Genomic DNA, 23,401 nt, shown 5'->3' with positions numbered 1-23,401 from the left:
GATCGCGTGAGCGGCCTGATTATCTTCTCAGGCCGCCCAACCCACGAGGGGGTGAACGGCCAGGTTGCTGCACTTGCGAACCTGCCAGCCCATGGGGGCTTCGGCGAGTTCCGCGTCGTGCGGCATTGCTGCAAACACCGAACTTCCCGAACCGGTCATCCGGGCCTCGAGTCCTTGGCGACCGAGCCATTCGATGGCTTCGGTGACCGCGGGACAAAGGCGCTGGGCAACCGGCTGCAGATCGTTCCGACCAAAGCCAAATCGTTTTTCGATTTGACCCTGGCGCGATTCGCTATGTGCAGCAAAGCCCGAGATTATAGCAGCAGGAGTTGAGCGTTGCAGATCCTCTGCTGCAAAAATCTGACGGGTATCGAGTCCTTCGGGTGGTTTCGCGACCGCGAACCATCCTGGCGGCAACGCGATCGGCGTGATGATCTCGCCGATTCCTTCGACCCAGGCATTGTGCCCGCGCAGGAAGAAGGGCACGTCGGCGCCCAGGCCGAGGCCGATCCGTTCCAGCGTTGCGAGCGGCAGGTCGAGGCCCCAGAGCCGGTTCAGCGCCAGCAGGCAGGTGGCCGCGTCGGAAGATCCGCCGCCCATGCCCGCCTGCGCCGGCACCTGCTTGGCGACGCCGATGTGGGCCCCCAGAGGTGTCTTGGCGGCGGCTTGCAGCGCCTTGGCTGCGCGCACGACCAGGTCGTCGGCCGGCAGCGGCGTCGTGAGGTCCTCGCGCGTGATCGCGCCGTCGGCGCGCTTTTCGATGTGCAGCGTGTCGCACCAGTCGATCAGCATGAAGACCGACTGCAGCAGGTGGTAGCCGTCGGCCCGCCGGCCCGTGATGTGCAGGAAGAGGTTGAGCTTGGCCGGCGCCGGGAGGTCGTAGAGGGCCTTCATGCGCGCTCGAAGACGATGCGCAGGTCGGCCCGGGGCGTCGGCGACTCGCGCGTGGCCTGCAGGCGGCCGGCAGCGACCTGCGACAGGTCGGGCCGCCAGCCGGGCACCCGCTCCTCGCGGCCGGCCAGCCAGGCGAACAGGGCGGCGACCGGGATCGCCGCCCCGGTCGCGGCCTCGATCAGGGCATCGACCGAGTCGTAGCGGCGGGTCTCGCTGCCGTTCCTGAGCAGGGCTTCGCCGGGGGCCCAGTGAAGCTGGGCCAGGGTGCTGCCGATCGGGCTCGTGAGGATCAGTTCGCCGGCCTGCGGCGCACCGCGCAGTTCGAACAGGGCCGAGAAGCTTTGCGTGGTCTCGCCGTCGATGCGCAGCGAAAGGCGGCCGCTCCAGGCCTCGGGGCGGGCCGCGCCGGGTGGTCCCCCGGGGCTTGCGCAACCGGCCAGCAGCAGGAGGCCGGCCGCGCCGGCCAGCAGCGCCCGGCGCCGGTTCAAAGCTTCACGTGCAGGCGCTTGAGCGTTTCCTGCAGCGTCTCGTTGTCCGCATCCGCGAGCGACGCTTCCTTCCAGATGCTCACCGCGCGATCGCGCTGGCCGGCGGCCCACAGCACTTCGCCCAGGTGGGCGCCGATCTCGGGGTCGGGCCGGCGCTTGTAGGCGTCTTCGAGGATGCGCGTGGCCTCGGCCATGTTGCCCAGCCGGTACTCGACCCAGCCCAGGCTGTCGGCGATGAACGGATCGTCGGGCGCCAGCTGCACCGCCTTCTGGATCAGCGTGCGCGCCTCTTCGAGCCGCACCTTGCGATCGGCCAGCGAGTAGCCCAGCGCGTTGTAGGCGTTCTGGTTGTCCGGCTTGATCTCGATCATGCGGCGCAGAAGGCGTTCCATCTCGTCGAGGCGGTTGAGCTTCTCGGCCACCATCGCCTGGTCGTAGATCAGGTCGGTGTCGGTCGGCGCCGCGGCGCTGGCCTGGGCCAGCATGTCGAAGGCGGCCTGGTACTGCTTGGCATCGCGCAGCAGCTGCACTTCGGTCAGGAACTTCTGCTTCTTCTCGTCCGCGGTGCGTTCGGGCAGGCTGCGGACCAGCTCGCGCGCTTGCGCCAGCTTGCCCTGGCGGGCCAGCAGCGCGGCGCGGCGCGCCTGTGCGCCGACCAGGTCGTCGGTGCTGTCGATGCGGGCCAGCCAGCCCTCGGCGCCGGTGAAATCCTTGCGCCGCTCGGACAGCTGCGCCATCAGCAGGTAGGCCTGCGTCAAGCCGCGCTCGCGGCTCTCGGGGTCGCGCAGCGTGGGCGCGAGCGAGATGAAGCGGTTGAGCGAGGCCTCGGCCGCCTTGTCCTGGCGCGCCTGAATCTGGAGGCTGCCGAGCAGCAGCCAGGGTTCGGGCAGTTCGGGCCGGGCCGCGGTGAGCGTCGTGAGCTCGGCCGAGGCCTCGGCGTAGCGCCGTCCCTCGACCAGCGCCCGTGCGTAGCCGACGCGCATTTCGGGCTGGGCCTTCGGTCCGGCGAGGTAGCGCTTGACGATCGGCTCGGCCAGCGGCTGGCTGGGGTCCATGATCTCGAGCGCCAGCAGCGCGGGTCCCTCGGCCGACGGATCCAGTTGCTGGCCCTTGATGGCGGCGTCGAGTGCACCGGGGATGTCGCCGGCGGCCAGCCGCAGGCGGCCCACGGTGGCCCAGGCGGCCCCCCCGGTGGCGGGGCTTGCGAGTTCGTCGGCCAGCGCCTGTTCGACCACGGATGCCGCGAGCTTCTTGTCCGTGGCCCTGGAATAGTTGCGGGCGATCACGGCCATCAGGAACGGGCGTTCGACCTGGGGCGTGGCGGCCATCTCGGCGCGCAGCGGCTCGACCGTCTCGGCGATGCGGTTCAGGGCGATCAGGATCTGGAGCTCGAAGCGGCGTGCATCGCGCGAATCGGGCAGCGTTTCCTTCCAGGCCCGGGCCGCCGCCAGGGCGGAATCGCCGGAGCGCGACTGCAGTGCGATCTCGACCGCGCGCTGGAACAGCTTGCCGTCGCGCGCACGACGGGCGGCGTCGAGCACCAGTCCGTAGGCCGTGCCAGGGTCGGAGCGCGCGTTGAGCTCGCCCAGCAGCACTTCGTAGAACAGCTCGGCGGTCATTGCCGACGGCTGGGCCTGCGCGCTCGCCTTGGGGGGCTCCGGTGTCTCGGGCGATCCTGCGGGCCGCGCGGGGTCGACGATGGATGCGGGGCCGGAGGGTGCGGGCGCTTCGGTCTGGCCTTGCGCCGCGAGCGCGATCAGGGCCAGGAAAGCGGCCGCCGCAAGGCGGGATCGGCGAGGCGTAAAGGTCATCGAAGCCATAATAATCCAAGCCTTTTGCGTCTTGTCGCGTGGGGTTTCAACGCCGACCTTTTTTCAAGTCAGCCCGCTCCCATGCCTGAACTCCCCGAAGTCGAAGTCACCCGCCGCGGATTCGCGGATCGCATCGCGGGCGCCCGCATCGAGGCGGTGCGGGTCGGCAAGCCGTTGCGCTGGGCGTTGACGGTGGATCCCGTCGAACTGGTGGGGCGCACCGTGCGCGCCGTCCGCCGGCGCGGCAAGTACCTGCTGGTCGACCTCGATGCCGGATTGCTGCTGATGCACCTGGGCATGTCGGGCAGCCTGCGTTTCGACACCGCGCTGCCCGCCCCTGGGGCGCACGATCACTTCGATCTCGTCACCAGCCGCGGCACGCTGCGGCTCAACGATCCGCGCCGCTTCGGTGCCGTGGTCCATGTCGAGGACGAGCGCTCGCCGCTGGCGCTCAAGCTGCTCGGCGGGCTGGGCATGGAGCCGCTCGGCGATGCCTTCGACTTCGAGGCCTTCCACGCCGGCCTGCGCCGGCGCCGCGCGCCGATCAAGCAGGTGCTGCTGGCGGGCGACGTGGTGGTCGGCGTGGGCAACATCTATGCGTCCGAGGCGCTCTTTCTTGCCGGCATCCGCCCGACCCTGTCGGCCGCGCGCATCAGCCGGCCGCGTGCGCTGCGCCTGCATGCCGCGGTGCGGGACATTCTTGCGCGGGCGGTCGAGCGCGGCGGCAGCACCTTGCGGGATTTCTCGAACGTGGACGGCCAGAGCGGCTATTTCCAGCTGGAGGCCACGGTCTACGGGCGCGAGGGCGAGCCGTGTCGGGTCTGCGCGACACCGGTGCGCATGATTCGCCAGGGCCAGCGCGCAACCTATTTCTGTCCGGTGTGCCAAAAGCATTGAATCTCACCAGTGAATGGCGCCCCGAAGCGCGTGCCGATGCTATATTTTGTAAGTCGCCCTTACAAATCCTGCTTTGACCGATTCCTTCAATCAGCAATTCGACAAGCATGGCGCTTGGCGGCGCAATTTCGCGCACCGCCTCAAGTGGTTGTCCCGCTGGCTGAATGAAAACGAACTACTGAACCAGAGCGTGGCCGAGCGGCTGCGCGACCTGGAATCCCAGCTGCGCACCAGCAAGGTCATGGTCGCCTTCGTGGCCGAGTTCTCGCGCGGCAAATCCGAGCTGATCAACGCGATCTTCTTCGCCGGCTACGGGCGCCGGATCATGCCGGCCAGCGCGGGCCGCACCACGATGTGCCCGACCGAGCTCGGCTATGACCACACGCTGCCGCCCAGCCTGCGTCTGCTGCCGATCGAAACCCGCCTCGAGGCGCATTCGCTGGCCCATTGGCGCGACGAGCCCGAGCGCTGGATCGAGATCGCGATCAATGTCGAGAACGCCGAGGAACTGTCGCAGGCGATGAGCAAGGTCGCCGAGGTGCGCTGGGTGCCGCTCGAGGAAGCGCGCGCACTCGGCTTCTGGAGCGACGATGTCCCGGACGACAACCCGGTGCCCGATTCGGATGGCCGGGTCGAGATCCCGCGCTGGCGCCATGCGGTGCTGAACATGCCGCATCCGCTGCTGGAGCAGGGGCTGGTGATCCTCGACACGCCCGGCCTCAACGCGATCGGCGCCGAACCCGAACTCACGGTGAGCCTGATTCCGCAGGCCCACGCGGTGGTCTTCATTCTCGGCGCCGACACCGGGGTGACCCGTTCCGACCTTTCCATCTGGCGCGAGCACCTGGTCACCGAGGGCGACCTGAGCGAAACCCGGATCGTGGTGCTCAACAAGATCGACACGATGTGGGACATCCTCAGCACGCCGGCCCAGATCGATGCCCAGATCCAGCGCCAGCGCAAGGGTGCCGCCGAACTGCTCGGCGTCCCGCTGCCGCAGGTCCTGCCGGTCTCGGCGCAGAAGGGGCTGCAGGCCAAGATCCGCCGCGATGTGCCGCTGCTCCAGGCGAGCCGGCTGCCGGCGCTCGAGGCGGTGCTCGGCGAGGGCCTGCTTGGCAAGCGCGAGACAATGCTCAGGCTCGCCGTCGATGCCGGCATCGTCGCCCTCAGGACCGAGGCCGCGCGCATCCTCAACGTGCGCCAGCGCGACCTGTCCGAGCAGGCGCTCGAACTGCAGGGCCTGCGCGGCAAGAACGGATCGGTGATCCGCCACATGCGCACCCGCATCGAGGCCGAGCAGACCGAGTTCGAGGGCAGCAACGCCCGCATCCTGGCGCTGCGCTCGGTGCAGGGCAAGCTGCTGCGCGAGGTCTATGCGGTGCTCGGCGGCACCGCGCTCAAGGCCGACATGGGCCGCCTGTCGGCGGCGCTCAAGCGGCGAGGCATCAAGTTCAGCGTGCGCAAGGTCTACGGCGAGACCTTCGAATCGCTGCGCAACAACCTGCGCGAGGTGCAGGCGACCAGCGCCGAGATCCAGTCGATGCTGCATGCGACCTTTCGCCAGCTCAATGCCGAACACGGCTTCACGCTGCAGGCGCCGCCCGAGCCCGACCTGTCGGGCTTCGAGCAGCAGCTCGACCAGATCGAACGCAGCCATGTCCACTACCTGGGCGTGGGCAACATGCTCAAGCTGGCACAGCCCGATTTCTGCGACAAGCTGGTGCGCGCGCTGGCCAGTCGGCTGCGGGTGGTCAACGAGGCAGCGATGACCGAGGTCGAGCGCTGGAGCAAGGGTGCAGGCGCCCAGCTCGATGCGCAGCTCAGGGAGCGGCGCCGCAATTTCACCAAGCGCATCGAGGCCGTCGAACGCATCCAGGGCGCGGCTGGCAGCCTCGACGAGCGCCTGGCCGAGCTGGCCGCCCAGGAGGGCCATCTGGGCGAGCTGCACCGGCGGCTGGCCGAGCTCACCACCTTGCTGACCAGCAACGAAGCGCCGAACGCTCCGGTGGCACGGACCGAACTTGTTGCCTGAAAGTCCGCAGGGGCGCGCACCGGGCTTCGCCGAGCGCATCGTGGCCTGGCAGCGCAGCCACGGCCGCAGCGAGCTGCCGTGGCAAAACACCCGGGACCCCTATCGCGTCTGGTTGTCCGAGGTGATGCTGCAGCAGACCCAGGTGAGCACCGTGCTCGGCTACTTCGCGCGCTTCCTGGCACGCTTCCCGTCGGTGGCCGACCTGGCGGCCGGCACCGAGGACGAGGTGTTCGGGCTCTGGAGCGGACTCGGCTACTACAGTCGCGCGCGCAACATGCATCGCTGCGCACAGGACGTGGTGGCGCGCTTCGGCGGCGAATTCCCGCGCACGGCGGCCGAACTGCAGACACTGCCCGGGATCGGCCGCTCGACCGCGGCGGCGATCGCGGCCTTCTGCTTCGGCGAACGGGTGGCGATCCTGGACGGCAACGTCAAGCGGGTGCTGTCACGGTTGCTGGCCTTCGACGGCGACCTGTCGTCGGCTGCCCAGGAGCGGCTGCTGTGGAACGAGGCGACCGAACTGCTGCCGCCGGCCGAGGATCGAGGCGCCATCGCCGGCTACACCCAGGGCTTGATGGACCTGGGTGCCACGGTGTGCCTGGCGCGCAAGCCCAGCTGCATGATCTGCCCGGTGAGCGACCTGTGCGCGGGCCGCCGCCAGGGGGCGCCGGAGAACTATCCGGTCAAGACCCGCAAGCTGCGGCGGACGTCGCAGTCGCTCTGGATGCTGCTGGCTCGCGACCCGGGGGGGCGCGTGTGGTTGGAGAAGCGGCCGTCGCGCGGCATCTGGGCCGGGCTCTACTGTGTGCCGATCTACGAGAGTCGCGAGGCGCTGGCGGCAACGCTCACTGCCAGGGACCTCGCCAGCGTCCACGACGAAGCCGCCTTCCTGCATGTGCTCACGCACAAGGATCTGCACCTGCATCCGGTGGCGGTCGAACGCCGCAGCACGCAGCCACTGGCCGGGACGGGGGGCTGGTTTGCCGCCGATCAGTGGACCGCGCTGGGCTTGCCGGCACCCGTGCGAAAACGGCTTGTGAGCAGCAGCTAGGGCCTGTTCACCCTATTTCCGGGGTCGCGAAGGCCTGCCAGGACGGGCCAATCAAGGCGCGCGACGCGGCATGTGCGTTGGCACATGCAAGGAGTGCAACGCCGAGTGGCTCGTCCTGGCAGGCCTTCCCTTCGGGTTGCTGGGCGAAGGGGCCGTCTGCGGCGTTGCCCGCGCTTGCAAGGCGAAAGCCTTGCTGCGCGCAGGCGCCTTGCATCCAGCCCCTTTGCCCGGCAACGCGATCCCCGAAAATAGTGTGAACAGGCCCTAGGCGCTGTCGAGCTCGCGGTGCCGCTTGAGCGCGGCCCAGCGGGCGCCGAAGCCGCGCGCCAGCTGCTCGACCAGGAACACCGAGCGATGCTGGCCGCCGGTGCAGCCGATGGCCACCGTGACATAGCTGCGATGGTCGCGCGCCAGGGCGTCGAGCCAGCGCTGCAGGAACTGCTCGATGTCGCCGTACATGCGGGCGACATCCTCGTGCTCGCGCAGCCACTCGATCACGGGCGCATCGCGTCCGGTCAGTGCGCGCAGCGCCGGCACGTAGTGCGGATTGGGCAGCATGCGCACGTCGAACACGAAGTCGGCGTCGAGCGGCACGCCGCGCTTGAAGGCGAAGGACTCGAACACCAGGGTCAGCGCACTGTCGGGTGCCGAGATCAGCGCCTTGACGTAGCTCTGGAGCTGCGCCGGGCGGATGATGCTGGTGTCGATCACGTCGGCGCCATCGCGCAGGTCGGCGAGCAATTCCCGCTCGAGCTCGATCGCCTGCACCAGCACGCGCTGCTGTTCGGGCGCGTCGGTGCGGCCTTCCTGGCGCGACAGCGGATGGCGGCGCCGGGTTTCGGAATAACGGCGCACCAGGGCATCGGTGGTGGCGTCGAGGAACAGCGAGCGCAGCGAAATGCCCTGCTGCCGCAGGCCCTCGAGCTGCTGCGGCACCAGGGGCAGCGAGACACCGCTGCGCACGTCCATCGCGATCGCCACCTTGGCGACATGCTGCTGCTGTTGCAGCGCGATGAAGGGCGAAAGCAGCTCGGGCGGCAGGTTGTCGACGCAGTAATAGCCCGCGTCCTCGAGCGCGTGCAGGGCGACGGACTTGCCGGAACCGGACATGCCGGTGATGAGCACGAGTTCGAGGCTCATGTCTCGGCCACCTGTGCCTTCTGGCCCAGCATCTCGCGCGCATGCGCCAGCGAGGTTCGGGAGACGCGCTCGCCGCCCAGCATCCGGGCAACCTCCTGGGCGCGGCCTTCGCCGTCGAGCACGGCGACACTGCTTTCGGTGCGGGCGGTGTCCTGGCCCTTGGCGGCGGTCTGGCGCTTGGCGACCACCAGGTGGTGGTCCGCGCAGGCCGCCACCTGCGGCAGGTGGGTCACCGCCAGCACCTGGCGGTCGCGGCCGAGCTGCTTCATGAGCCGGCCGACGGTCTCGGCCACGGCACCGCCGACACCGGCATCGACCTCGTCGAAGATCAGTGTCTGGGCGGCGCCGAGCTCGCTGGTCGTGACCGCGATGGCCAGCGCGATGCGGGAGAGCTCGCCGCCGGAGGCCACCTTGCCGATCGAACGCGGCGTGCTGCCCGCATGGCCGCTGACCAGGAAGGAGATCTCTTCGAGGCCGGCCCGGCCGGGTTGCGCCAGCGGCTGCAGTGCGACCTCGAAGCGGCCGCCCTTCATGCCGAGTTCCTGCATCGCCTGCGTGACCGCCTGCGAGAGCTTGGGCGCCGCCTGCTTGCGGGCCCTGGCCACGGCCTTGGCCTCTTTCAGGTAGGCCTGCTGCGCCGACTGCTCGGTGCGCTCGAGCGCGTCGAGGTCGCTCTGCGCGTCGAGGGCCTTCAACTCGGCCTGCCAGCCGGCGAGCAAGGCGGGCAACTCGGCCGGCGGACGCCGGTAGCGGCGCGCGAGCGACATCCAGCTGCCCATGCGCTCGTCCAGTTCGGCCAGCCGCTCGGGGTCGGGGTCGGCCTGGCGCAGGTAGCTGTGCAGCGAATGCGCGGCGTCCGAGGCCTGGGCCACGCTGGAGGCCAGCACCTCGCCCAGCGCCTTGAATTCCGGCTCGATGTGCTCGCAGTTCTGCAGCAGCGTGAGGGCGCGGGCTAGCGCCGCCAGGGCGCCGCTGTCGTCATCCTCGAGCGCGTTGCTGGCGCCCTCGGCGGCATCGATCAGCGCCTGGGCGTTGGAAATGCGGCTGTGGCTCGCCGACAGCTCTTCCCACTCGTCCTCGCCCGGTGCCAGCTTGGCGACCTCGGCGACCTGCCATTGGAGGCGTTCGCGTTCGCGCTGCAGGGAATCCTGGGCCGAGCGGGCGGTTTCGAGTGCCCCGATCGCCTGCCGCCAGAGCTGCCAGGCGCTTTCGAGCGCGCCGGTGTCGATGCCGGCATAGGCATCGAGCAGGCCGCGCACGGCCTCGGGCCGGGTCAGGCTCTGCCAGGCGTGCTGGCCATGGATGTCCAGCAGGTGGTCGCCGAGCTCGCGCAACTGGGTGGCGGTGGCCGGGCTGCCGTTGATCCAGCCGCGGCTGCGGCCCTGGAGGTCGACCGTGCGGCGCAGCAGCAGAGCATCGCCGCCTTCGAAGCCGCCCTCGTCGAGCCGGCCGGCCAGGCCCGGGTCGGCATCGAACTCGGCGCTGACGTCCAGCCGCTCGGCGCCTTCGCGCACCGCGCCGGCATCGGCCCGGTTGCCCAGTGCCAGCTGCAGTGCGTCGATCAGGATCGACTTGCCGGCGCCGGTCTCGCCGGTGAGCACCGTGAAGCCGGCGGAGAAATCGAGCTCGAGCGACCGCACGATCACGAAATCCCGCAGCGCAATGCGCCTCAACGCCATCTCAAGATCCCCCTTCGTTCCAATGCAGTTTCTTGCGCAAGGTGTCGAAATAGCTCCAGCCTCGCGGATGCAGGAAGCGCACCCGATAGTCCGAGCGGCGCACCATCACCTTGTCGCCGATGGCCAGCGTGGCCAGCGATTGCATGTCGAAATTGGCGCTGGCATCGCGCCCGCCGACCAGTTCCATCGTGACCTCGTCGGCGTCGGGCAGCAGCAGCGGCCGATTCGACAGCGTGTGCGGCGCGATCGGCACCAGCACCCAGCCGCGCACCGCGGGATGCAGCAGCGGCCCCCCGGCCGACAGCGCGTAGGCGGTCGAGCCCGTGGGCGTGGAGATGATCATGCCGTCGGCGCGCTGGTTGGCCACGAAATGGTGGCCCACCGTGACCCGCAGCTCGACCATGCCCGAAGTGGCGCCGCGGTTGACCACCACGTCGTTCATTGCCAGGGTGTCGAACACCGACTCGCCGTCGCGCACCACCCGCGCCTTCATCAGCGTGCGCAGGTCTTCCTCGTAGTCGCCGGCCAGCATCGGGATCAGCGTCGCCTGGTAGTTGTCGAGCGAGATGTCGGTGATGAAGCCGAGCCGGCCGCGGTTGATGCCGATCAGCGGCACGTCGTGCGGCGCCAGCTGGCGGCCGATGCCGAGCATGGTGCCGTCGCCGCCGACCACCAGGCCGAGATCGCACTGCTGGCCGATTTCCTCCACCGTCAGTGCGGGATAGGGGCCGGATTCGACCGAGTCCGACTGCGACTTCTCGACGAAGACCTTGCAGCCCTGCGATTCGAGGAAGGCGCCGATCCCCTCCATGACGTCGTCATGCGCGCCGCATTGCGCCCGGGCGCCGGAGGCCTGGTATTTACCGATCAGTGCGACATGCCGAAAGCGGGAGCTCATTCACAAATTACAACATTAAAATCATTCGATGCTGGACGACCGTGCCAAGTTGCTGCTGAAGACTCTCGTCGAGCGCTACATCGCCGACGGGCAGCCCGTGGGGTCGCGCACGCTTTCCCGCGCGCCGGGGCTGGACCTGTCCCCCGCGACCATCCGCAACGTGATGTCCGACCTCGAGGTGCTCGGGCTGATCGCAAGCCCCCACACGTCCGCAGGTCGCATTCCGACCGCACGGGGCTACCGCCTCTTCGTCGACACCATGCTGACCGCGCAGCGCGAGCAGTTCGCGTCGGCGCCGAGCCTGGCGGCCGACCAGCCGCAGAAGGTGATCGCGAACGCCGCCAACCTGCTGTCGAACCTGTCGCAGTTTGTGGGCGTGGTGATGGCGCCGCGGCGCGCCTCGGTGTTCCGGCAGATCGAGTTCCTGCGGCTGTCCGACCGTCGGTTGCTGGTGATCATCGTCGCGCCCGACGGCGACGTGCAGAACCGCGTGATCTTCCCCGAGGTCGACTACACGCAGTCGCAGCTGGTCGAGGCCTCCAACTACATCAACACCCATTTCGCCGGCCTCTCGATCGAGCAGGTGCGCGACCGGCTGCAGTCCGAGGTCGAGCAGCTGCGCGGCGAGATCGCGGCGCTGATGCAGGCTGCCGTGCAGGTCAGCTCCGAGGTCATGACCGAGGCCCAGGACGAGGTCGTGATCGCGGGCGAGCGCAACCTGCTCGCGGTCACCGACTTTTCCAGCGACATGGGGCACCTGCGGCGCGCCTTCGAGTTGTTCGAGCACAAGACGCAGCTGATGCGCCTGCTCGACGTCTCGAGCCAGGCCGAGGGCGTGCGCATCTTCATCGGCGGCGAGAGCCAGGTGGTGCCCTTCGACGACCTGTCGATCGTCAGCGCGAACTACGAGGTCGACGGCAAGGTTGTCGGCACACTGGGCGTCATCGGCCCGACCCGCATGCCCTACGAACGCATGATCCAGATCGTCGACATCACGTCGAAGCTGGTCACCAACGCGCTGAGCCACCGCAAGTAGGGAAGGGCGCCGCGCCCTACTAGAATCGGTGCCACGTGGGCCGTTAGCTCAGTTGGTTAGAGCAGCGGACTCATAATCCGTTGGTCGCTGGTTCAAGCCCAGCACGGCCTACCAAAAGCATCCGCCGGAGACTCGGGTCTGCTTGCGCGAAGCTTCTTTTGCAAGTCAAGAATCGAAGCGTGGACAGATGGCTGAAATGGATGCTATAATCGCAAGCTGTGCGGCTGTAGCTCAGTTGGATAGAGTACTTGGCTACGAACCAAGGGGTCGTGGGTTCAATTCCTGCCAGCCGCACCACTCTCTCGAATGGCCTAGAGGATTTTTCTCCTCTAGGCCATTTTCTTTTGGGGGGCCTTTCAGGGGAGTCGGTCCTTCCCTCCGCCTGCTCGAGCCGCAAGGACCACCGGATGGGGCATGGTCATCGTCGACAGCTTTCCGCTGGTCGCGGAATTCTTCAAGGTCGACTGCAGGACCGGGTTCGGCTGGGGCGGCACGCTCGTCAGCCTGATTGCCTGGGTCTTCCTGGCCACCGGCGTGGCCGCGTCTTCGAAATCCACCACCAAGACTTGGGGCGGGCGCATGTCGCGCGGCCGAGTTGCACCGGCCGGATGGCTTATTGGCCGCCTCGACGGCCGCAGCCAGAATTTCATGAATGGAGACGATGGGAGACGAAGAACTCGCCGCGGCCGCGTATGTGCTGCGAAAGCGGGCCGCGCTTGGCGACCCGGATGCCTTGAAGCAGGCGCAACGCATGGAGGCGGAGCTGCGCAGGCGCCTGGGTTCCACGCCGTCCGATCGCACCCCGCTGGAGCCCGAAGGCAGGCCTGCGCGGCCTTGGTGGCGGTTCTGGTAGCTGGAGCGTGCGCAGGACGTCCGGTTTGTTGCCGTTCTCGCCCCACCGAGGTGCCGGTGCCGGCGAAGAACTGAGCGCTTTCCGTTATCTTCGGCTCGTCAGGGGCAAGCGCTCCGGGGAGCCGAGATGTTTTCGCATGTCTTCGTGAGCGTGGGCGACTTCGAGCGCGCACTGCTTTTCTATCGGCCGGTGATGCAGGGCCTGGGCCTCGAGCTTCGTTTCTGCGAGCGAGACAAGCCCTGGGCCGGCTGGCACGGCACCGGCCGCACGCGGCCCTTCTTCGTGATCTGCAAGCCGCACAACGGCCTGCCGCATGCGCCCGGCAACGGCCAGATGGTGGCCTTCGCCGCGGCCGACCGGGCCATGGTGCGCACGGTGCACCGCGTCGCGCTCGCCCAGGGCGGCAGTTGCGAAGGCGCACCCGGCTTGAGGGCCCAGTACCACCCGCACTACTACGGCGCCTACTTCCGGGATCCCGACGGCAACAAGTTCTGCGTCGCCTGCCATGCCCCGGACCCCGAGAGGGACTGCATGACCCTGGTCGCCCCGTACCTCGATGATGTCCACCGAGCGCAGGTGATCCGTCTCTGGGAGACCGCATTCCGCTACGGCACGGCGCACAACGCTCCCGCCCTCGGCATCGACAAGAAGCTGGCGGTCGCCGATGGTCTTTTCTTCGTCGCTCTGGCGCAGGGCTCGGTGGTCGGCACCGTGCTGGCGGGCTACGACGGACACCGGGGCTGGCTGTACTCGGTCGCCGTGGATCCGGGGCATCGGTCGCGGGGCATCGGCACGGCCTTGGTCGCGCACGCGGAGCGCGCCCTGGCGGATCGGGGTTGCATGAAGATCAACCTGCAGATTGCGCCCGGCAGCGAGTCGGTGGCGGCCTTCTACGAAGCGCTTGGCTACGTGGTTGAGCCGCGCGTCAGCATGGGCAAGCGCATCGTCGCCAACATCCCGGGCGGTTCGTGAGCCCATGCGGCGTCGCCGAGGGCGCGAGAGTCCGCCAGGTCTCGCGGTACAGCGCGCTGGGCCATGAGATCCACGGCCGCCCGCCGGGCTCCGTGATGACCATCGTCGGGCAGGGCGGGTCGGTCGCACGTGTAACCGGCGGCCCCATCAACACTACCGCCGGCGGGGCCGCCAGTGACGGCGGACCGCCCGCCGCCCATAATCGCCATCCGGCCAAGCCAGGGGCCCCTGTCGAATCCTGGCGTTCATTGGGGCGACCACGATGAGCTTTTTGCACATGTTCCTGCCGGCCTCCGAGCCCGCGCGCAGCGAGGCCCTGGCCCTGCTGAAGAAGAAGCACCACGTGCCGAGGCACCTCGTCCGGGGCGTCGTGCCCAAGAAGGCGTCGGCCCTCGCGACGGAGCCCGTGCAAGTCCAGCAGCAGACCTTCGGTGCATCCGGCCCCTTGCCGTCCGACGCGCAAGTGCAGGTCGGCTGAGCGCCGCGCCTGACCCAGGCTCTCCCAGTTCCGATCCGGCAGCAGGCCTTCGCGGTCCGCGCGCCGGCGCAGCCGTGGGCTGCCGCGCCGGGCAATCAAGGGTAAAGCCGGCTTTCCATTCGTCCGAACACCGGTATCTTTTGTATCCAGTGGCATCCGAGTGTCCCGCTCGGGTTGGGTTCCACTGTGCAAGGAGTCGGAAATCGCCTCGCCTGCCCCCCGTGCCGATCTGCTGCGCGTCGAAGGCGTCACGGTGCGCTTTGGGGGAATCACGGCGCTCGACAAGGTGTCGTTCGCGGTGCCCGAGGGTTTCATCGTCGGCCTGATCGGTCCGAACGGTGCCGGCAAGACCACGCTCTTCAACTGCCTGTCGCGGCTCTATGCCTTCAGCGAGGGCCGCATCTCGTTCGAGGGCCGCTCGCTGGTCGAGACGCCGGCGCACGGCGTCGCGGCGATGGGCATCGGCCGCACCTTCCAGAACCTGGCGCTGTTCCGGACCATGACCGTGCGGCAGAACATCCTGCTTGGCGGCCATTGCCGCACCCGCAGCGGCTTCCTCGCCAATGCCCTGCGGCTGCCGGGAGTGCGGCGCGAAGAGCAGGTGCTCGAAGCGCACGCCGACCAGCTGGTCGACCTGCTCGACCTCGGCGCCGTGGCCGCCACCCGCGTGATGGACCTTCCCTTCGGCACCCAGAAGCGCGTCGAGCTGGCGCGGGCGCTGGCGAGCCGGCCGAAGCTGCTGCTGCTCGACGAGCCGGCCGGCGGCCTGAACCATGAGGAAGTCGGCAAGCTGATGGACCTGCTGCGCCAGGTGCGCGAGCGGCTCCGGCTCACGATGCTGCTGGTCGAGCACCACATGAACCTCGTGATGCGGGTCTCCGACCAGGTGGTGGCGCTGGACTTCGGCCGCGTCATCGCCGACGGCTCGCCGGCCGAGGTGCAGGCCAACGCCGAAGTGATCCGCGCCTACCTGGGAGACCCGGACTGATGGCCCGCCTGCTCGACGTCCGCGGCCTGCGCGCGCAGTACGGCGCGAGCAGGGTGCTGCACGGCATCGACTTCGGCGTCGAGGAGGGCGGCATCACGACCATCCTCGGTGCCAACGGCGCCGGCAAGACGACCACCCTGCGGGCGGTCTGCGGCATGGTCAGGACCGAGGGCGAGATCGCCTTCGCGGGCCAGCGCATCGAGGGCCGCGCGACCGAGTCCATCGTCCGGCTCGGCGTCGCCCACGTGCCGGACGGGCGCGGCACCTTCGCCGCGCTGAGCGTCGAGGAGAACCTGCGCCTGGGCGCCTACACCCGCCGCGACAAGGCCGAGGTGGCGGCCGATTTCGAGCGCGTCTACAACCACTTCCCGCGGCTGCGCGAGCGCCGCTACCAGCAGGCCGGCACGCTGTCGGGCGGCGAGCAGCAGATGCTGGCGGTGTCGCGCGCCCTGATGCTGCGGCCGCGGCTGCTGCTGCTCGACGAGCCCTCCTTCGGCCTGGCGCCGCGCATCGTGCATGAGCTGTTCGAGATCCTGCGCGAGATCAATGCCAGGGAGCGCGTGAGCATGCTGTTGGTGGAGCAGAACGCGGCACTGGCGCTGCGGCTGGCCGACCACGCCTATCTGCTCGAAACCGGCCGCGTGGTGATCTCCGGCCGCGCCGAGACCGTTCGCAACGACGAAGCGGTGCGGCGTTCCTACCTCGGCTACTGAGCGCGGCGCCATGAACCTCCTCCTGCACCAGGTGCTCTCCGGCCTCGCCACCGGCGGGATCTATGCCAGCGTGGCGCTGGCGCTGGTGATGATCTACCAGGCCACGCACCTGGTGAACTTCGCGCAGGGCGAGCTCGCGATGTTCTCCACCTACATCGCCTGGAGCCTGATGCAGGCCGGACTGCCCTACTGGGCCGCGTTCTTCGTCACGGTGGCGATCGCCTTCGCCCTCGGCGTGCTGATCGAGCGCATCGTCGTGCGGCCGGTCGAGAACGCGCCGATCCTCTCGGTGGTCATCGTCTTCATCGGCCTGCTCGTCATCCTCAACAGCCTCGCGGGCTGGATCTTCAGCTACACGATCAAGCCCTTCCCGAGCCCGTTCCCGGCCGAGCCGCTGTTCGGCAATCGCTTCATGTCCTCGCACGAGCTGGGCTCGATCGGCATCACGCTGGCGGTGCTGGCGCTGGTGTTCGTGTTCTTCCGCTACACGCCGCTGGGCCTGGCGATGCGCGCGGCGGCGCAGAACCCGGTCTCGAGCCGACTGGTGGGCATCCGGGTCGGCTGGATGCTGGCCCTCGGCTGGGGCCTGGCGGCGGCGATCGGCGCCATCGCCGGCATCATGGTCGCGCCCGCCGTGTTCCTCGAGCCCAACATGATGGCCGGCATCCTGCTGTATGCCTTCGCCGCCGCCCTGCTCGGCGGCATCGACAGCCCGGGCGGCGCGGTGCTCGGCGGCTTCATCGTCGGCGTGCTCGAGAACCTGGTCGGCGCGGTGCTGGGCACCGAACTCAAGCTCACAGTCGCGCTGGTGCTGATCGTCGGCGTGCTGGTGATCCGGCCCTCGGGCCTGTTCGGGAAGGTCAGCGTCACGCGGGTCTGAGCCATGAAGCGGCCACCCACCCCGACCCGCACGGCGCCGAGCAGGGCCCAACTGGCAGGCCTGCTGCTGCTGGTCGCGCTGGCCTGCGCGCTGCCCTTCGTGGTCAGCAACTACCGGGTGTTCCAGTTCACGCTGGCGCTGGTCTACGCCATCGCCCTGCTCGGGCTCAACATGCTGACCGGCTACAACGGCCAGATCTCGCTCGGCCACGGCGCCTTCTACGCCATCGGCGCCTATGTGGCGGCGATCCTCATGGACCAGTTCGGCGTGCCCTACTGGCTCACGCTGCCGGCCGCCGGCGCGGTCTGCCTGCTGGCCGGTTTCCTGTTCGGCCTGCCGGCACTGCGGCTCGAAGGGCTCTACCTCGCGCTGGCCACCTTCGCGCTCGGCGTGGCGATGCCGCAGATCCTCAAGTACAAGCACTTCGAGCACTGGACCGGCGGCGCGCAGGGCATCGTGATCGTCAAGCCCGAGGCGCCCGAATGGACCGGCCTCTCGCAGGACCAGTGGCTCTACTTCGTGGTGCTGGGGGTGCTGGTCGTGATGTTCGTCCTCGCCTGGAACCTGCTGCGCGGGCGCATCGGACGCGCGATGGTGGCGATCCGCGACCAGCCGATCGCGGCCCAGGCGATGGGGGTCGACACCGCGATGGTGAAGTCGTTGACTTTCGGCGTCTCGGCGATGTACACCGGCGTTGCGGGGGCACTGGGGGCGATCGTGGTCCAGTTCGTCGCGCCGGACTCGTTCACCATCTTCCTGTCGATCACGCTGGTGGTGGGTGTGGTGATCGGCGGCCTGGCATCGATCCAGGGCGCGATCTACGGGGCGCTGTTCATCCAGTTCATACCGAACGTCGCCGACCAGATCTCCAAGGCCGCACCGTGGGCGATCTACGGCATCTTCCTGATCGTCTTCATGTACGTGATGCCCACCGGCGTGGCCGGGCTGGTTCGCATCCTCGCCGGCCGCTTCCGGCAGCGGCGCGAGCGACAAGAGAGTTCATCGTTGACACAGAAGGAGACATCATGAAATTCAGTCCCTACCGTCGCGCCACCTTGCTCGCCGCGGCCCTCGCCGTCATCGCGGCACCGGCGCTGGCGCAGAAGAAATACGGCCCCGGCGTCACCGACACCGAGATCAAGCTCGGCCAGACCATGCCCTACAGCGGACCGGCCTCGGCCTACGGCACCATCGGCAAGCTCGAGCAGGCCTATTTCAAGATGATCAACGACAACGGCGGCATCAACGGCCGGAAGATCAACCTGATCAGCCTCGACGACGGCTACAGTCCGCCGAAAGCGGTGGAGCAGGTGCGCCGGCTGGTCGAGCAGGACGAGGTGCTGGCGCTGTTCCAGACGCTGGGCACGCCGAGCAACTCGGCGATCCACAAGTACGTGAACGCGAAGAAGGTGCCGCACCTGCTGCTGGCCACCGGCGCGACCAAGTGGGCCGACCCCCAGAACTTTCCGTGGACGCTCGGCTTCAACCTGAGCTACCAGGCCGAAGGCCTGATCTACGCCAAGTACTTGATGAAGGAGAAGCCCAACGCGAAGATCGCGATCCTTTATCAGAACGACGACTACGGCAAGGACCTGCTCAAGGGCGTGAAGGACGGCCTGGGCGCGAAGGGCGCCAGGATGGTCGTCTCCGAAGCCAGCTACGAAGTGACCGACCCGACGGTCGACTCGCAGATCCTCACCTTGCAGAACTCCGGCGCCGACACCTTCATCGACATCACGACGCCGAAGTTCGCGGCCCAGGCGATCCGCAAGGCCTTCGATTCGGGCTGGAAGCCGCTGCACATCGTCAACAACGTCGCCGCCTCGGTGGGCTCGGTGCTGGCACCGGCCGGGCTCGACAAGTCGACCGGACTGCTCACGCTGCTGTACTACAAGGACCCGAACGACCCGCAGTGGAAGGACGACCCGGCGATGCTCGAGTGGCGTGCCTTCATGGGCCGCTACTACAAGGAGGGCGACCCGAAGGACGCCGCCAACCTCTACGCCTACCTGGCGGCGCAGACCATGGTGCAGATCCTCAAGCAGTGCGGCAACGATCTCACGCGCGAGAACGTGATGAAGCAGGCCGCCAACATCAAGAACCTGAGGCTGCCGCTGCTCTTGACGGGCATGTCGCTGAACACCACGCCGACCGATTTCTTCCTGGTCAAGCAGGGCCAGCTGGCGCGCTTCACGGGCTCGCAATGGCAGGTCTTCGGCGAGGTGCTGAGCACCACCGACTAGGGCCTGTTCACCCTATTTCCGGGGTCGCGAAGGCATGCCAGGACGGGCCAATCAAGGCGCGCGACGCGGCATGTGCGTTGGCACATGCGAGGAGCGCAACGCCGAGTGGCTCGTCCTGGCATGCCTTCCCTTCGGGTTGCCGCGCGAAGGGGCCGTCTGCGGCGTTGCCCGCGCTTGCAAGGCGGAAGCCTTGCTGCGCGCAGGCGCCTTGCATCCAGCCCCTTCGCGTGGCAACGCGATCCCCGGAAATAGGGTGAACAGGCCCTGGCTTTTGGCTGTGATACAAGCTTCGGAGCATGAGCAAGGCATTCACGAAGGAAAGCGACAGCGGCGACGATGACGGCGAAGGCGCCGCCCTGCCGCCGCTGCCCGCTGGCGGCAAGAACTACATGACGCCGGCCGGCTATGCGCGGCTGCGCGCCGAACTGCTCGACCTGATGGACAACGAGCGGCCGAAGGTGGTCGAGGCGGTGCATTGGGCGGCCAAGAACGGCGACCGCTCCGAGAACGGCGACTACCTCTACGGCAAGAAGCGGCTGCGCGAGATCGACCGCCGGATCCGCTTCCTGACCAAGCGGCTCGAGGTGGCGGAGGTGACCGACCCGACGGTGCACCACGGCCGCGACCAGGTGTTCTTCGGCGCCACCGTGCGCTACGCCGACGAGGAAGGCGAGGAGCGCGAAGTCACCATCCTCGGCATCGACGAGGCGAACAGCGCCCAGGCGCAGGTCAGCTGGATCTCGCCGATCGCGCGGGCGCTGCTGAAGGCCAGGGAAGGCGATGTGGTCAAGCTCGCGACGCCCGGTGGCGTGCACGAGATCGAGGTGCTGTCGGTCAGCTACCCCGAGAGCTAGGGCCCCCACGCTCCCCCACTTCGTGTGGGTCGCTGCCCCCCGAGGGGGAGTCAGCAGGCCGCCCGTCTGCGCGAAGCGCGGACTTCGCCGCGCTGGCGGCCCGGCGTCGGCCTGACCTGAATATTCAGGGCGCCGGAACCGTCCGCGCCGCGGCCAGCACCGACGACGTCCGCCGCACCGCCCGCAGCACCGCATCGAGGTGCGTGCGGTCGCGCACCGCGATCACGAAGCGCAGGTCGGTCGAATCCTGCGGCGTCTCGTCGGCCATCTCGACGTGCGTGATGTCGGCTTCGGCATCGGCGAGCGTCGCCGCTACGCGCGCCAGCACGCCCTTGTCGTTGCGCACCGTGATGACCACGCCGGTTTCGAAGGTGCGCACCGGTTCGTCGGCCCATTCGACCGCGAAGAAGCGCTCGCTGTCCTTGTAGCGCAAGCGCTGGCCGACGCCGCATTCCTCGGTGTGGACCACCAGCCCCTCGCCGTGGCCGAGGTAGCCGACGATGCCGTCGCCCGGAATCGGCCGGCAGCAGAGCGCAAAGCGCACCGAGGAGTTCTCGCTGCCGTCCAGCGTGACCGCGCCCTGCGACACCCCCTCGTGCGCGGTGAAGCGCTCGCGGCTCAGCATCAGCGCGTCGGGCTTCTCGCCGCGCTCGGCCAGCAGCGCCATCAGCCGCTTGGCCACGATGCTGGCGATGCGCTTGCCCAGGCCGATGTCGGTCAGCAGCTCGGAGCGGTTCCGGTTGCCGGTGAAGCGCAGCAGCTTTTCCCATAGCGGTTGGTGCTCGGCGTCGTCCTCGGGCAGCTTGCCCAGGCCTTCGGCGCGCAGCGCCTGCGCCAGCAATTTCTCGCCCAGGCCTTCGGATTCGGCATGCGCCAGGGTCTTGAGGTAGTGGCGGATCTTGGAGCGGGCGCGGCCGGTGCGCACGAAGCCGAGCCAGGCCGGGTTGGGCGTCGACACCGGCGCCGTGATGATCTCGACCACGTCGCCGTTCTTCAGCTCGGTGCGCAGCGGCACCTGGTCGCCGTTGATGCGCGCCGCCGAGGTGTGGTCGCCGATGTTGCTGTGGATCGCGTAGGCGAAGTCGACCACGGTCGCGCCGCGCGGCAGCGCCATGATCTGGCTCTTGGGCGTGAAGACGTAGACCGCGTCGGGGAACAGGTCGACCTTGACGTGGTCCCAGAACTCGGCGGCGTCGCGGGTCTCGTCCTGGATGTCGAGCAGCGACTGAAGCCACTTGGCGCCCAGCCGCTCGCTGGTCGCCGTCGTGGGCTCGGCCGCCTTGTAGAGCCAGTGGGCCGCGACGCCCGACTCGGCCACCACGTGCATGGCCTCCGTTCGCAGCTGGAACTCGACGTTGACGCCCGAAGGGCCCACCAGCGTGGTGTGCAGCGACTGGTAGCCGTTGAGCTTGGCGATCGCGATGTGGTCCTTGAACTTGCCCGGCAGCGGCTTGTACATCTGGTGCAGGATGCCGAGCCCGGTGTAGCAGGAGATCACGGTCGGAACGATCAGCCGGAAGCCGTAGATGTCGGTCACCTGGGCGAAGCTCAGGTGCTTCTCGTCCATCTTGCGGTAGATGGAGTAGAGCGTTTTTTCGCGGCCGGCGATGCGCACGTTCATGCCGGCGGCGGCGAAGGAAGTCTCGACCTCCTGCTGCACCTTCTGGATCAGGTCGCGGCGCCGGCCGCGCGCCTTGGCGACCGCTTTCGACAGCACCGAATAGCGCCAGGGCCGCAGGTGCCGGAACGACAGGTCCTGCAGCTCGCGGTAGGTCTGGTTGAGGCCCAGCCGGTGCGCGATCGGGGCGTAGATGTCGAGCGTCTCGCTGGAGATGCGGGCCCATTTCTCGCGCGGCGCGTCGTCCAGCGTGCGCATGTTGTGGGTGCGGTCGGCCAGCTTGACCAGGATCACCCGGACATCGCGCGCCATCGCCAGCAGCATCTTGCGGAAGGACTCGGCCTGGTTCTCCTCGCGGGTGTTGAAGCGCAGCTTGTCCAGCTTGGTGAGGCCGTCGACCAGTTCGGCCACCGGGGCGCCGAAGCGCTCGATCAGCTCGGACTTGGTGACGCCGCAGTCCTCGATCGCGTCGTGCAGCAGGGCCGCCATCAGCGCCTGGGCGTCGAGTTTCCATTCGGCGCATTGCGCCGCCACCGCGATCGGGTGGGTGATGTAGGGCTCGCCGCTGTTGCGCAACTGCCCCAGATGGGCCTCGTCGGCGAAACGGTAGGCGCGACGAACCTGATCGATGTCCTCGGGGCCCAGGTAGTCGAGCCGGTCGGTCAGGGCCGCGAAACTGGCGGCGGCCGCGTTCAGCGCTGCGGGACTCGGCCGCAGGGCAGGAGGTGCCCCGGTCTGGGGCTTGACGACCGCGCTCATGGGTACCACTTTAGCTTGGCCGCCGAATCGTCGCATTCAGGCACAAAAAAAGCACCGCGTACGGTGCTTCCTTGTTGCATGTGAGCATCAACTTCTCAACCGGGGACCTTCTTGAGCATCTCGAGGCCGATCTTGCCTTCGGCGATTTCGCGCAGCGCGGTCACGGCCGGCTTGTTCTTGCTTTCGATCTTCGGGGCGTGGCCCTGGCTCAGCATGCGCGCGCGGTAGGTGGCGGCCAGCACGAGCTGGAAGCGGTTCGGGATGTGAACGAGGCAATCTTCGACGGTGATGCGGGCCATGAGGATCTTTCGGTGGGCGGACGAGGGGTCGTTTCAGGGAATGTTCAGCGCGGCGAAGGTGTCGGCGCGTGCGCGGCGCTGTGCGGAATAGCGCAGCCGCTGAGCGTGGACGATCGCTTTCAGGTCGAAAAGTGCGCGCTCAAATACCTCGTTGATTATAACGAAGTCGAATTCCCCTGCGCGCGCCATCTCTTCGGCAGCGTTCTGGAGGCGCAGTTCGATGATCGAGGCGCTGTCCTCGCCGCGCCGCTCGAGCCGCGAGCGCAGTTCTTCCCAGCTCGGCGGCAGGATGAAGATCATCACCGCGTTCGAGAAGGTCTTGCGGATCTGCAGCGCGCCCTGGAAGTCGATCTCGAGGATCACGTCGGCGCCCTGGGCGATGCGCTCCTCGATCGCCTTCTTGGAGGTGCCGTAGCGCTGGCCGTGCACGTGGGCCCATTCGACGAAGGCCTCGGCCTCGACCATGGCGTCGAACTCGGGGTGCGAGGCGAAGAAGTACTCGCGGCCGTGCTTTTCCTGGCCGCGGGGCGGGCGCGTGGTGTGCGAGACCGAGGGCTGCACGGCCGAGTCGAGCTCCATCAGGGCCTTGACCAGGCTCGATTTGCCGGCGCCGCTGGGTGCAGCGACCACGAAGATGTTGCCGGGGTAGTCCATTCGCTGGTGTTCTGTGTTCGATTACGGTTGGCTGCGCTGTCGGGCGACGGCATGCGATCAAGGCAGGCGAGCGAACCAGCGGCGGTGCGATCCTCGGCATTTTATCAGCCGGGCTCCAGTGCCCGCCGGCCCCGGGGTCGACCGCAGAAAATGCAACACTCGAC

At 68.4% G+C, this 23,401-nt stretch carries 22 protein-coding genes, 2 tRNA genes and 1 pseudogene; 16 read left to right on the top strand and 9 right to left on the bottom strand.

Features of this window, described 5'->3' with window-relative positions; translation table 11 throughout:
* Positions 1–27: 27 nt before the first annotated feature.
* The 3 genes from ispE to AC1DYD_RS21280 are packed head-to-tail and all read right to left on the bottom strand — an operon-like array spanning position 28 to position 3,193.
* Positions 28–894 carry a 4-(cytidine 5'-diphospho)-2-C-methyl-D-erythritol kinase gene (gene ispE, locus AC1DYD_RS21290; RefSeq protein WP_478174734.1) on the bottom strand — a complete coding sequence of 289 codons (867 nt, stop codon included), beginning with the start codon at positions 892–894 and terminating at the stop codon, positions 28–30.
* Complete coding sequence (locus AC1DYD_RS21285) at positions 891–1,382, bottom strand: lipoprotein insertase outer membrane protein LolB (RefSeq protein ID WP_478174733.1); 492 nt, start codon at positions 1,380–1,382, stop codon at positions 891–893. Before AC1DYD_RS21285 ends, ispE begins: the two co-directional genes overlap by 4 nt.
* The gene (locus AC1DYD_RS21280; protein WP_478174732.1) at positions 1,379–3,193 is read right to left on the bottom strand and encodes a tetratricopeptide repeat protein; all 1,815 of its coding nucleotides are present in this window, start codon (positions 3,191–3,193) and stop codon (positions 1,379–1,381) included. Before AC1DYD_RS21280 ends, AC1DYD_RS21285 begins: the two co-directional genes overlap by 4 nt.
* Positions 3,194–3,274: 81 nt before the next feature.
* Here AC1DYD_RS21280 and mutM point away from each other — a divergent pair, with 81 nt between their 5' ends.
* The 3 genes from mutM to mutY all read left to right on the top strand — a co-directional run bounded on the left by mutM (position 3,275) and on the right by mutY (position 7,173).
* Positions 3,275–4,090 (top strand): bifunctional DNA-formamidopyrimidine glycosylase/DNA-(apurinic or apyrimidinic site) lyase, encoded by an 816-nt coding sequence (mutM, locus tag AC1DYD_RS21275; RefSeq protein ID WP_478174731.1) that lies wholly within the window; start codon positions 3,275–3,277, stop codon positions 4,088–4,090.
* A 73-nt stretch (positions 4,091–4,163) separates the two neighbouring features.
* Positions 4,164–6,122 carry a dynamin family protein gene (locus tag AC1DYD_RS21270; RefSeq protein ID WP_478174730.1) on the top strand — a complete coding sequence of 653 codons (1,959 nt, stop codon included), beginning with the start codon at positions 4,164–4,166 and terminating at the stop codon, positions 6,120–6,122.
* Positions 6,112–7,173, top strand: a complete 1,062-nt coding sequence (gene mutY / locus AC1DYD_RS21265) for an A/G-specific adenine glycosylase (protein WP_478174729.1) — start codon at positions 6,112–6,114, stop codon at positions 7,171–7,173. The genes AC1DYD_RS21270 and mutY overlap by 11 nt, the downstream gene beginning before the upstream one ends.
* Positions 7,174–7,437: 264 nt before the next feature.
* Here mutY and rapZ read toward each other — a convergent pair whose 3' ends face one another.
* The 3 genes from rapZ to AC1DYD_RS21250 are packed head-to-tail and all read right to left on the bottom strand — an operon-like array spanning position 7,438 to position 10,890.
* Positions 7,438–8,313, bottom strand: a complete 876-nt coding sequence (gene rapZ, locus AC1DYD_RS21260; RefSeq protein WP_478174728.1) for an RNase adapter RapZ — start codon at positions 8,311–8,313, stop codon at positions 7,438–7,440.
* Positions 8,310–9,992, bottom strand: coding sequence for a DNA repair protein RecN (gene recN / locus AC1DYD_RS21255; protein ID WP_478174727.1), 1,683 nt, complete (start codon positions 9,990–9,992; stop codon positions 8,310–8,312). The genes rapZ and recN overlap by 4 nt, the downstream gene beginning before the upstream one ends.
* Before the next feature lies 1 nt (position 9,993).
* Complete coding sequence (locus AC1DYD_RS21250) at positions 9,994–10,890, bottom strand: NAD kinase (protein ID WP_478174726.1); 897 nt, start codon at positions 10,888–10,890, stop codon at positions 9,994–9,996.
* Positions 10,891–10,918: 28 nt separating this feature from the next.
* On the opposite strand from AC1DYD_RS21250, the gene hrcA reads away from it, so the two are divergent.
* The 13 genes and pseudogenes from hrcA (at position 10,919) to greB (ending at position 19,907) form a co-directional block, all read left to right on the top strand.
* On the top strand, positions 10,919–11,926 hold the full coding sequence (gene hrcA, locus AC1DYD_RS21245; protein WP_478174725.1) for a heat-inducible transcriptional repressor HrcA: 1,008 nt from the start codon (positions 10,919–10,921) through the stop codon (positions 11,924–11,926).
* 37 nt (positions 11,927–11,963) lie between these two features.
* Positions 11,964–12,040, top strand: a tRNA-Ile gene (locus AC1DYD_RS21240).
* Positions 12,041–12,146: 106 nt separating this feature from the next.
* Positions 12,147–12,223 (top strand) — tRNA-Arg (locus tag AC1DYD_RS21235).
* A gap of 355 nt (positions 12,224–12,578) precedes the next feature.
* Complete coding sequence (locus tag AC1DYD_RS21230) at positions 12,579–12,779, top strand: hypothetical protein (protein WP_478174724.1); 201 nt, start codon at positions 12,579–12,581, stop codon at positions 12,777–12,779.
* A gap of 126 nt (positions 12,780–12,905) precedes the next feature.
* A pseudogene (locus AC1DYD_RS21225) lies at positions 12,906–13,292 on the top strand (VOC family protein); the annotation flags it as partial.
* An 18-nt stretch (positions 13,293–13,310) separates the two neighbouring features.
* Positions 13,311–13,751: a GNAT family acetyltransferase gene (locus AC1DYD_RS21220; protein WP_478174766.1), complete on the top strand. Its 441-nt coding sequence runs from the start codon at positions 13,311–13,313 to the stop codon at positions 13,749–13,751.
* A 262-nt stretch (positions 13,752–14,013) separates the two neighbouring features.
* Complete coding sequence (locus tag AC1DYD_RS21215; RefSeq protein ID WP_478174723.1) at positions 14,014–14,229, top strand: hypothetical protein; 216 nt, start codon at positions 14,014–14,016, stop codon at positions 14,227–14,229.
* Between the two features lie 202 nt (positions 14,230–14,431).
* Positions 14,432–15,217: an ABC transporter ATP-binding protein gene (locus tag AC1DYD_RS21210; protein WP_478174765.1), complete on the top strand. Its 786-nt coding sequence runs from the start codon at positions 14,432–14,434 to the stop codon at positions 15,215–15,217.
* A complete protein-coding gene (locus AC1DYD_RS21205) occupies positions 15,217–15,930 on the top strand; it encodes an ABC transporter ATP-binding protein (protein WP_478174722.1) in 714 nt (237 codons plus the stop codon). Before AC1DYD_RS21210 ends, AC1DYD_RS21205 begins: the two co-directional genes overlap by 1 nt.
* Before the next feature lie 10 nt (positions 15,931–15,940).
* Positions 15,941–16,810: a branched-chain amino acid ABC transporter permease gene (locus AC1DYD_RS21200; RefSeq protein WP_478174721.1), complete on the top strand. Its 870-nt coding sequence runs from the start codon at positions 15,941–15,943 to the stop codon at positions 16,808–16,810.
* Between the two features lie 3 nt (positions 16,811–16,813).
* A complete protein-coding gene (locus AC1DYD_RS21195; protein ID WP_478174720.1) occupies positions 16,814–17,839 on the top strand; it encodes a branched-chain amino acid ABC transporter permease in 1,026 nt (341 codons plus the stop codon).
* Positions 17,836–19,053, top strand: a complete 1,218-nt coding sequence (locus tag AC1DYD_RS21190; protein WP_478174719.1) for an ABC transporter substrate-binding protein — start codon at positions 17,836–17,838, stop codon at positions 19,051–19,053. The genes AC1DYD_RS21195 and AC1DYD_RS21190 overlap by 4 nt, the downstream gene beginning before the upstream one ends.
* Positions 19,054–19,349: 296 nt before the next feature.
* Positions 19,350–19,907 (top strand): transcription elongation factor GreB, encoded by a 558-nt coding sequence (gene greB, locus AC1DYD_RS21185; RefSeq protein ID WP_478174718.1) that lies wholly within the window; start codon positions 19,350–19,352, stop codon positions 19,905–19,907.
* Positions 19,908–20,031: 124 nt separating this feature from the next.
* Here the strand turns inward: greB and AC1DYD_RS21180 are convergent, their stop codons facing one another.
* From AC1DYD_RS21180 to gmk, 3 genes are all read right to left on the bottom strand, one after another.
* The gene (locus AC1DYD_RS21180; RefSeq protein WP_478174717.1) at positions 20,032–22,284 is read right to left on the bottom strand and encodes a RelA/SpoT family protein; all 2,253 of its coding nucleotides are present in this window, start codon (positions 22,282–22,284) and stop codon (positions 20,032–20,034) included.
* Between the two features lie 95 nt (positions 22,285–22,379).
* Positions 22,380–22,583: a DNA-directed RNA polymerase subunit omega gene (rpoZ, locus tag AC1DYD_RS21175; protein ID WP_019656435.1), complete on the bottom strand. Its 204-nt coding sequence runs from the start codon at positions 22,581–22,583 to the stop codon at positions 22,380–22,382.
* 33 nt (positions 22,584–22,616) lie between these two features.
* Positions 22,617–23,237, bottom strand: a complete 621-nt coding sequence (gene gmk, locus AC1DYD_RS21170) for a guanylate kinase (RefSeq protein WP_478174716.1) — start codon at positions 23,235–23,237, stop codon at positions 22,617–22,619.
* Between the last annotated feature and the right edge of the window lie 164 nt (positions 23,238–23,401).

Source organism: Variovorax sp. P4_B11 (genome assembly GCF_056402355.1).
Note: the sequence above shows the minus strand (reverse complement) of the source record. Positions and strands in the feature narration are given on the sequence as shown.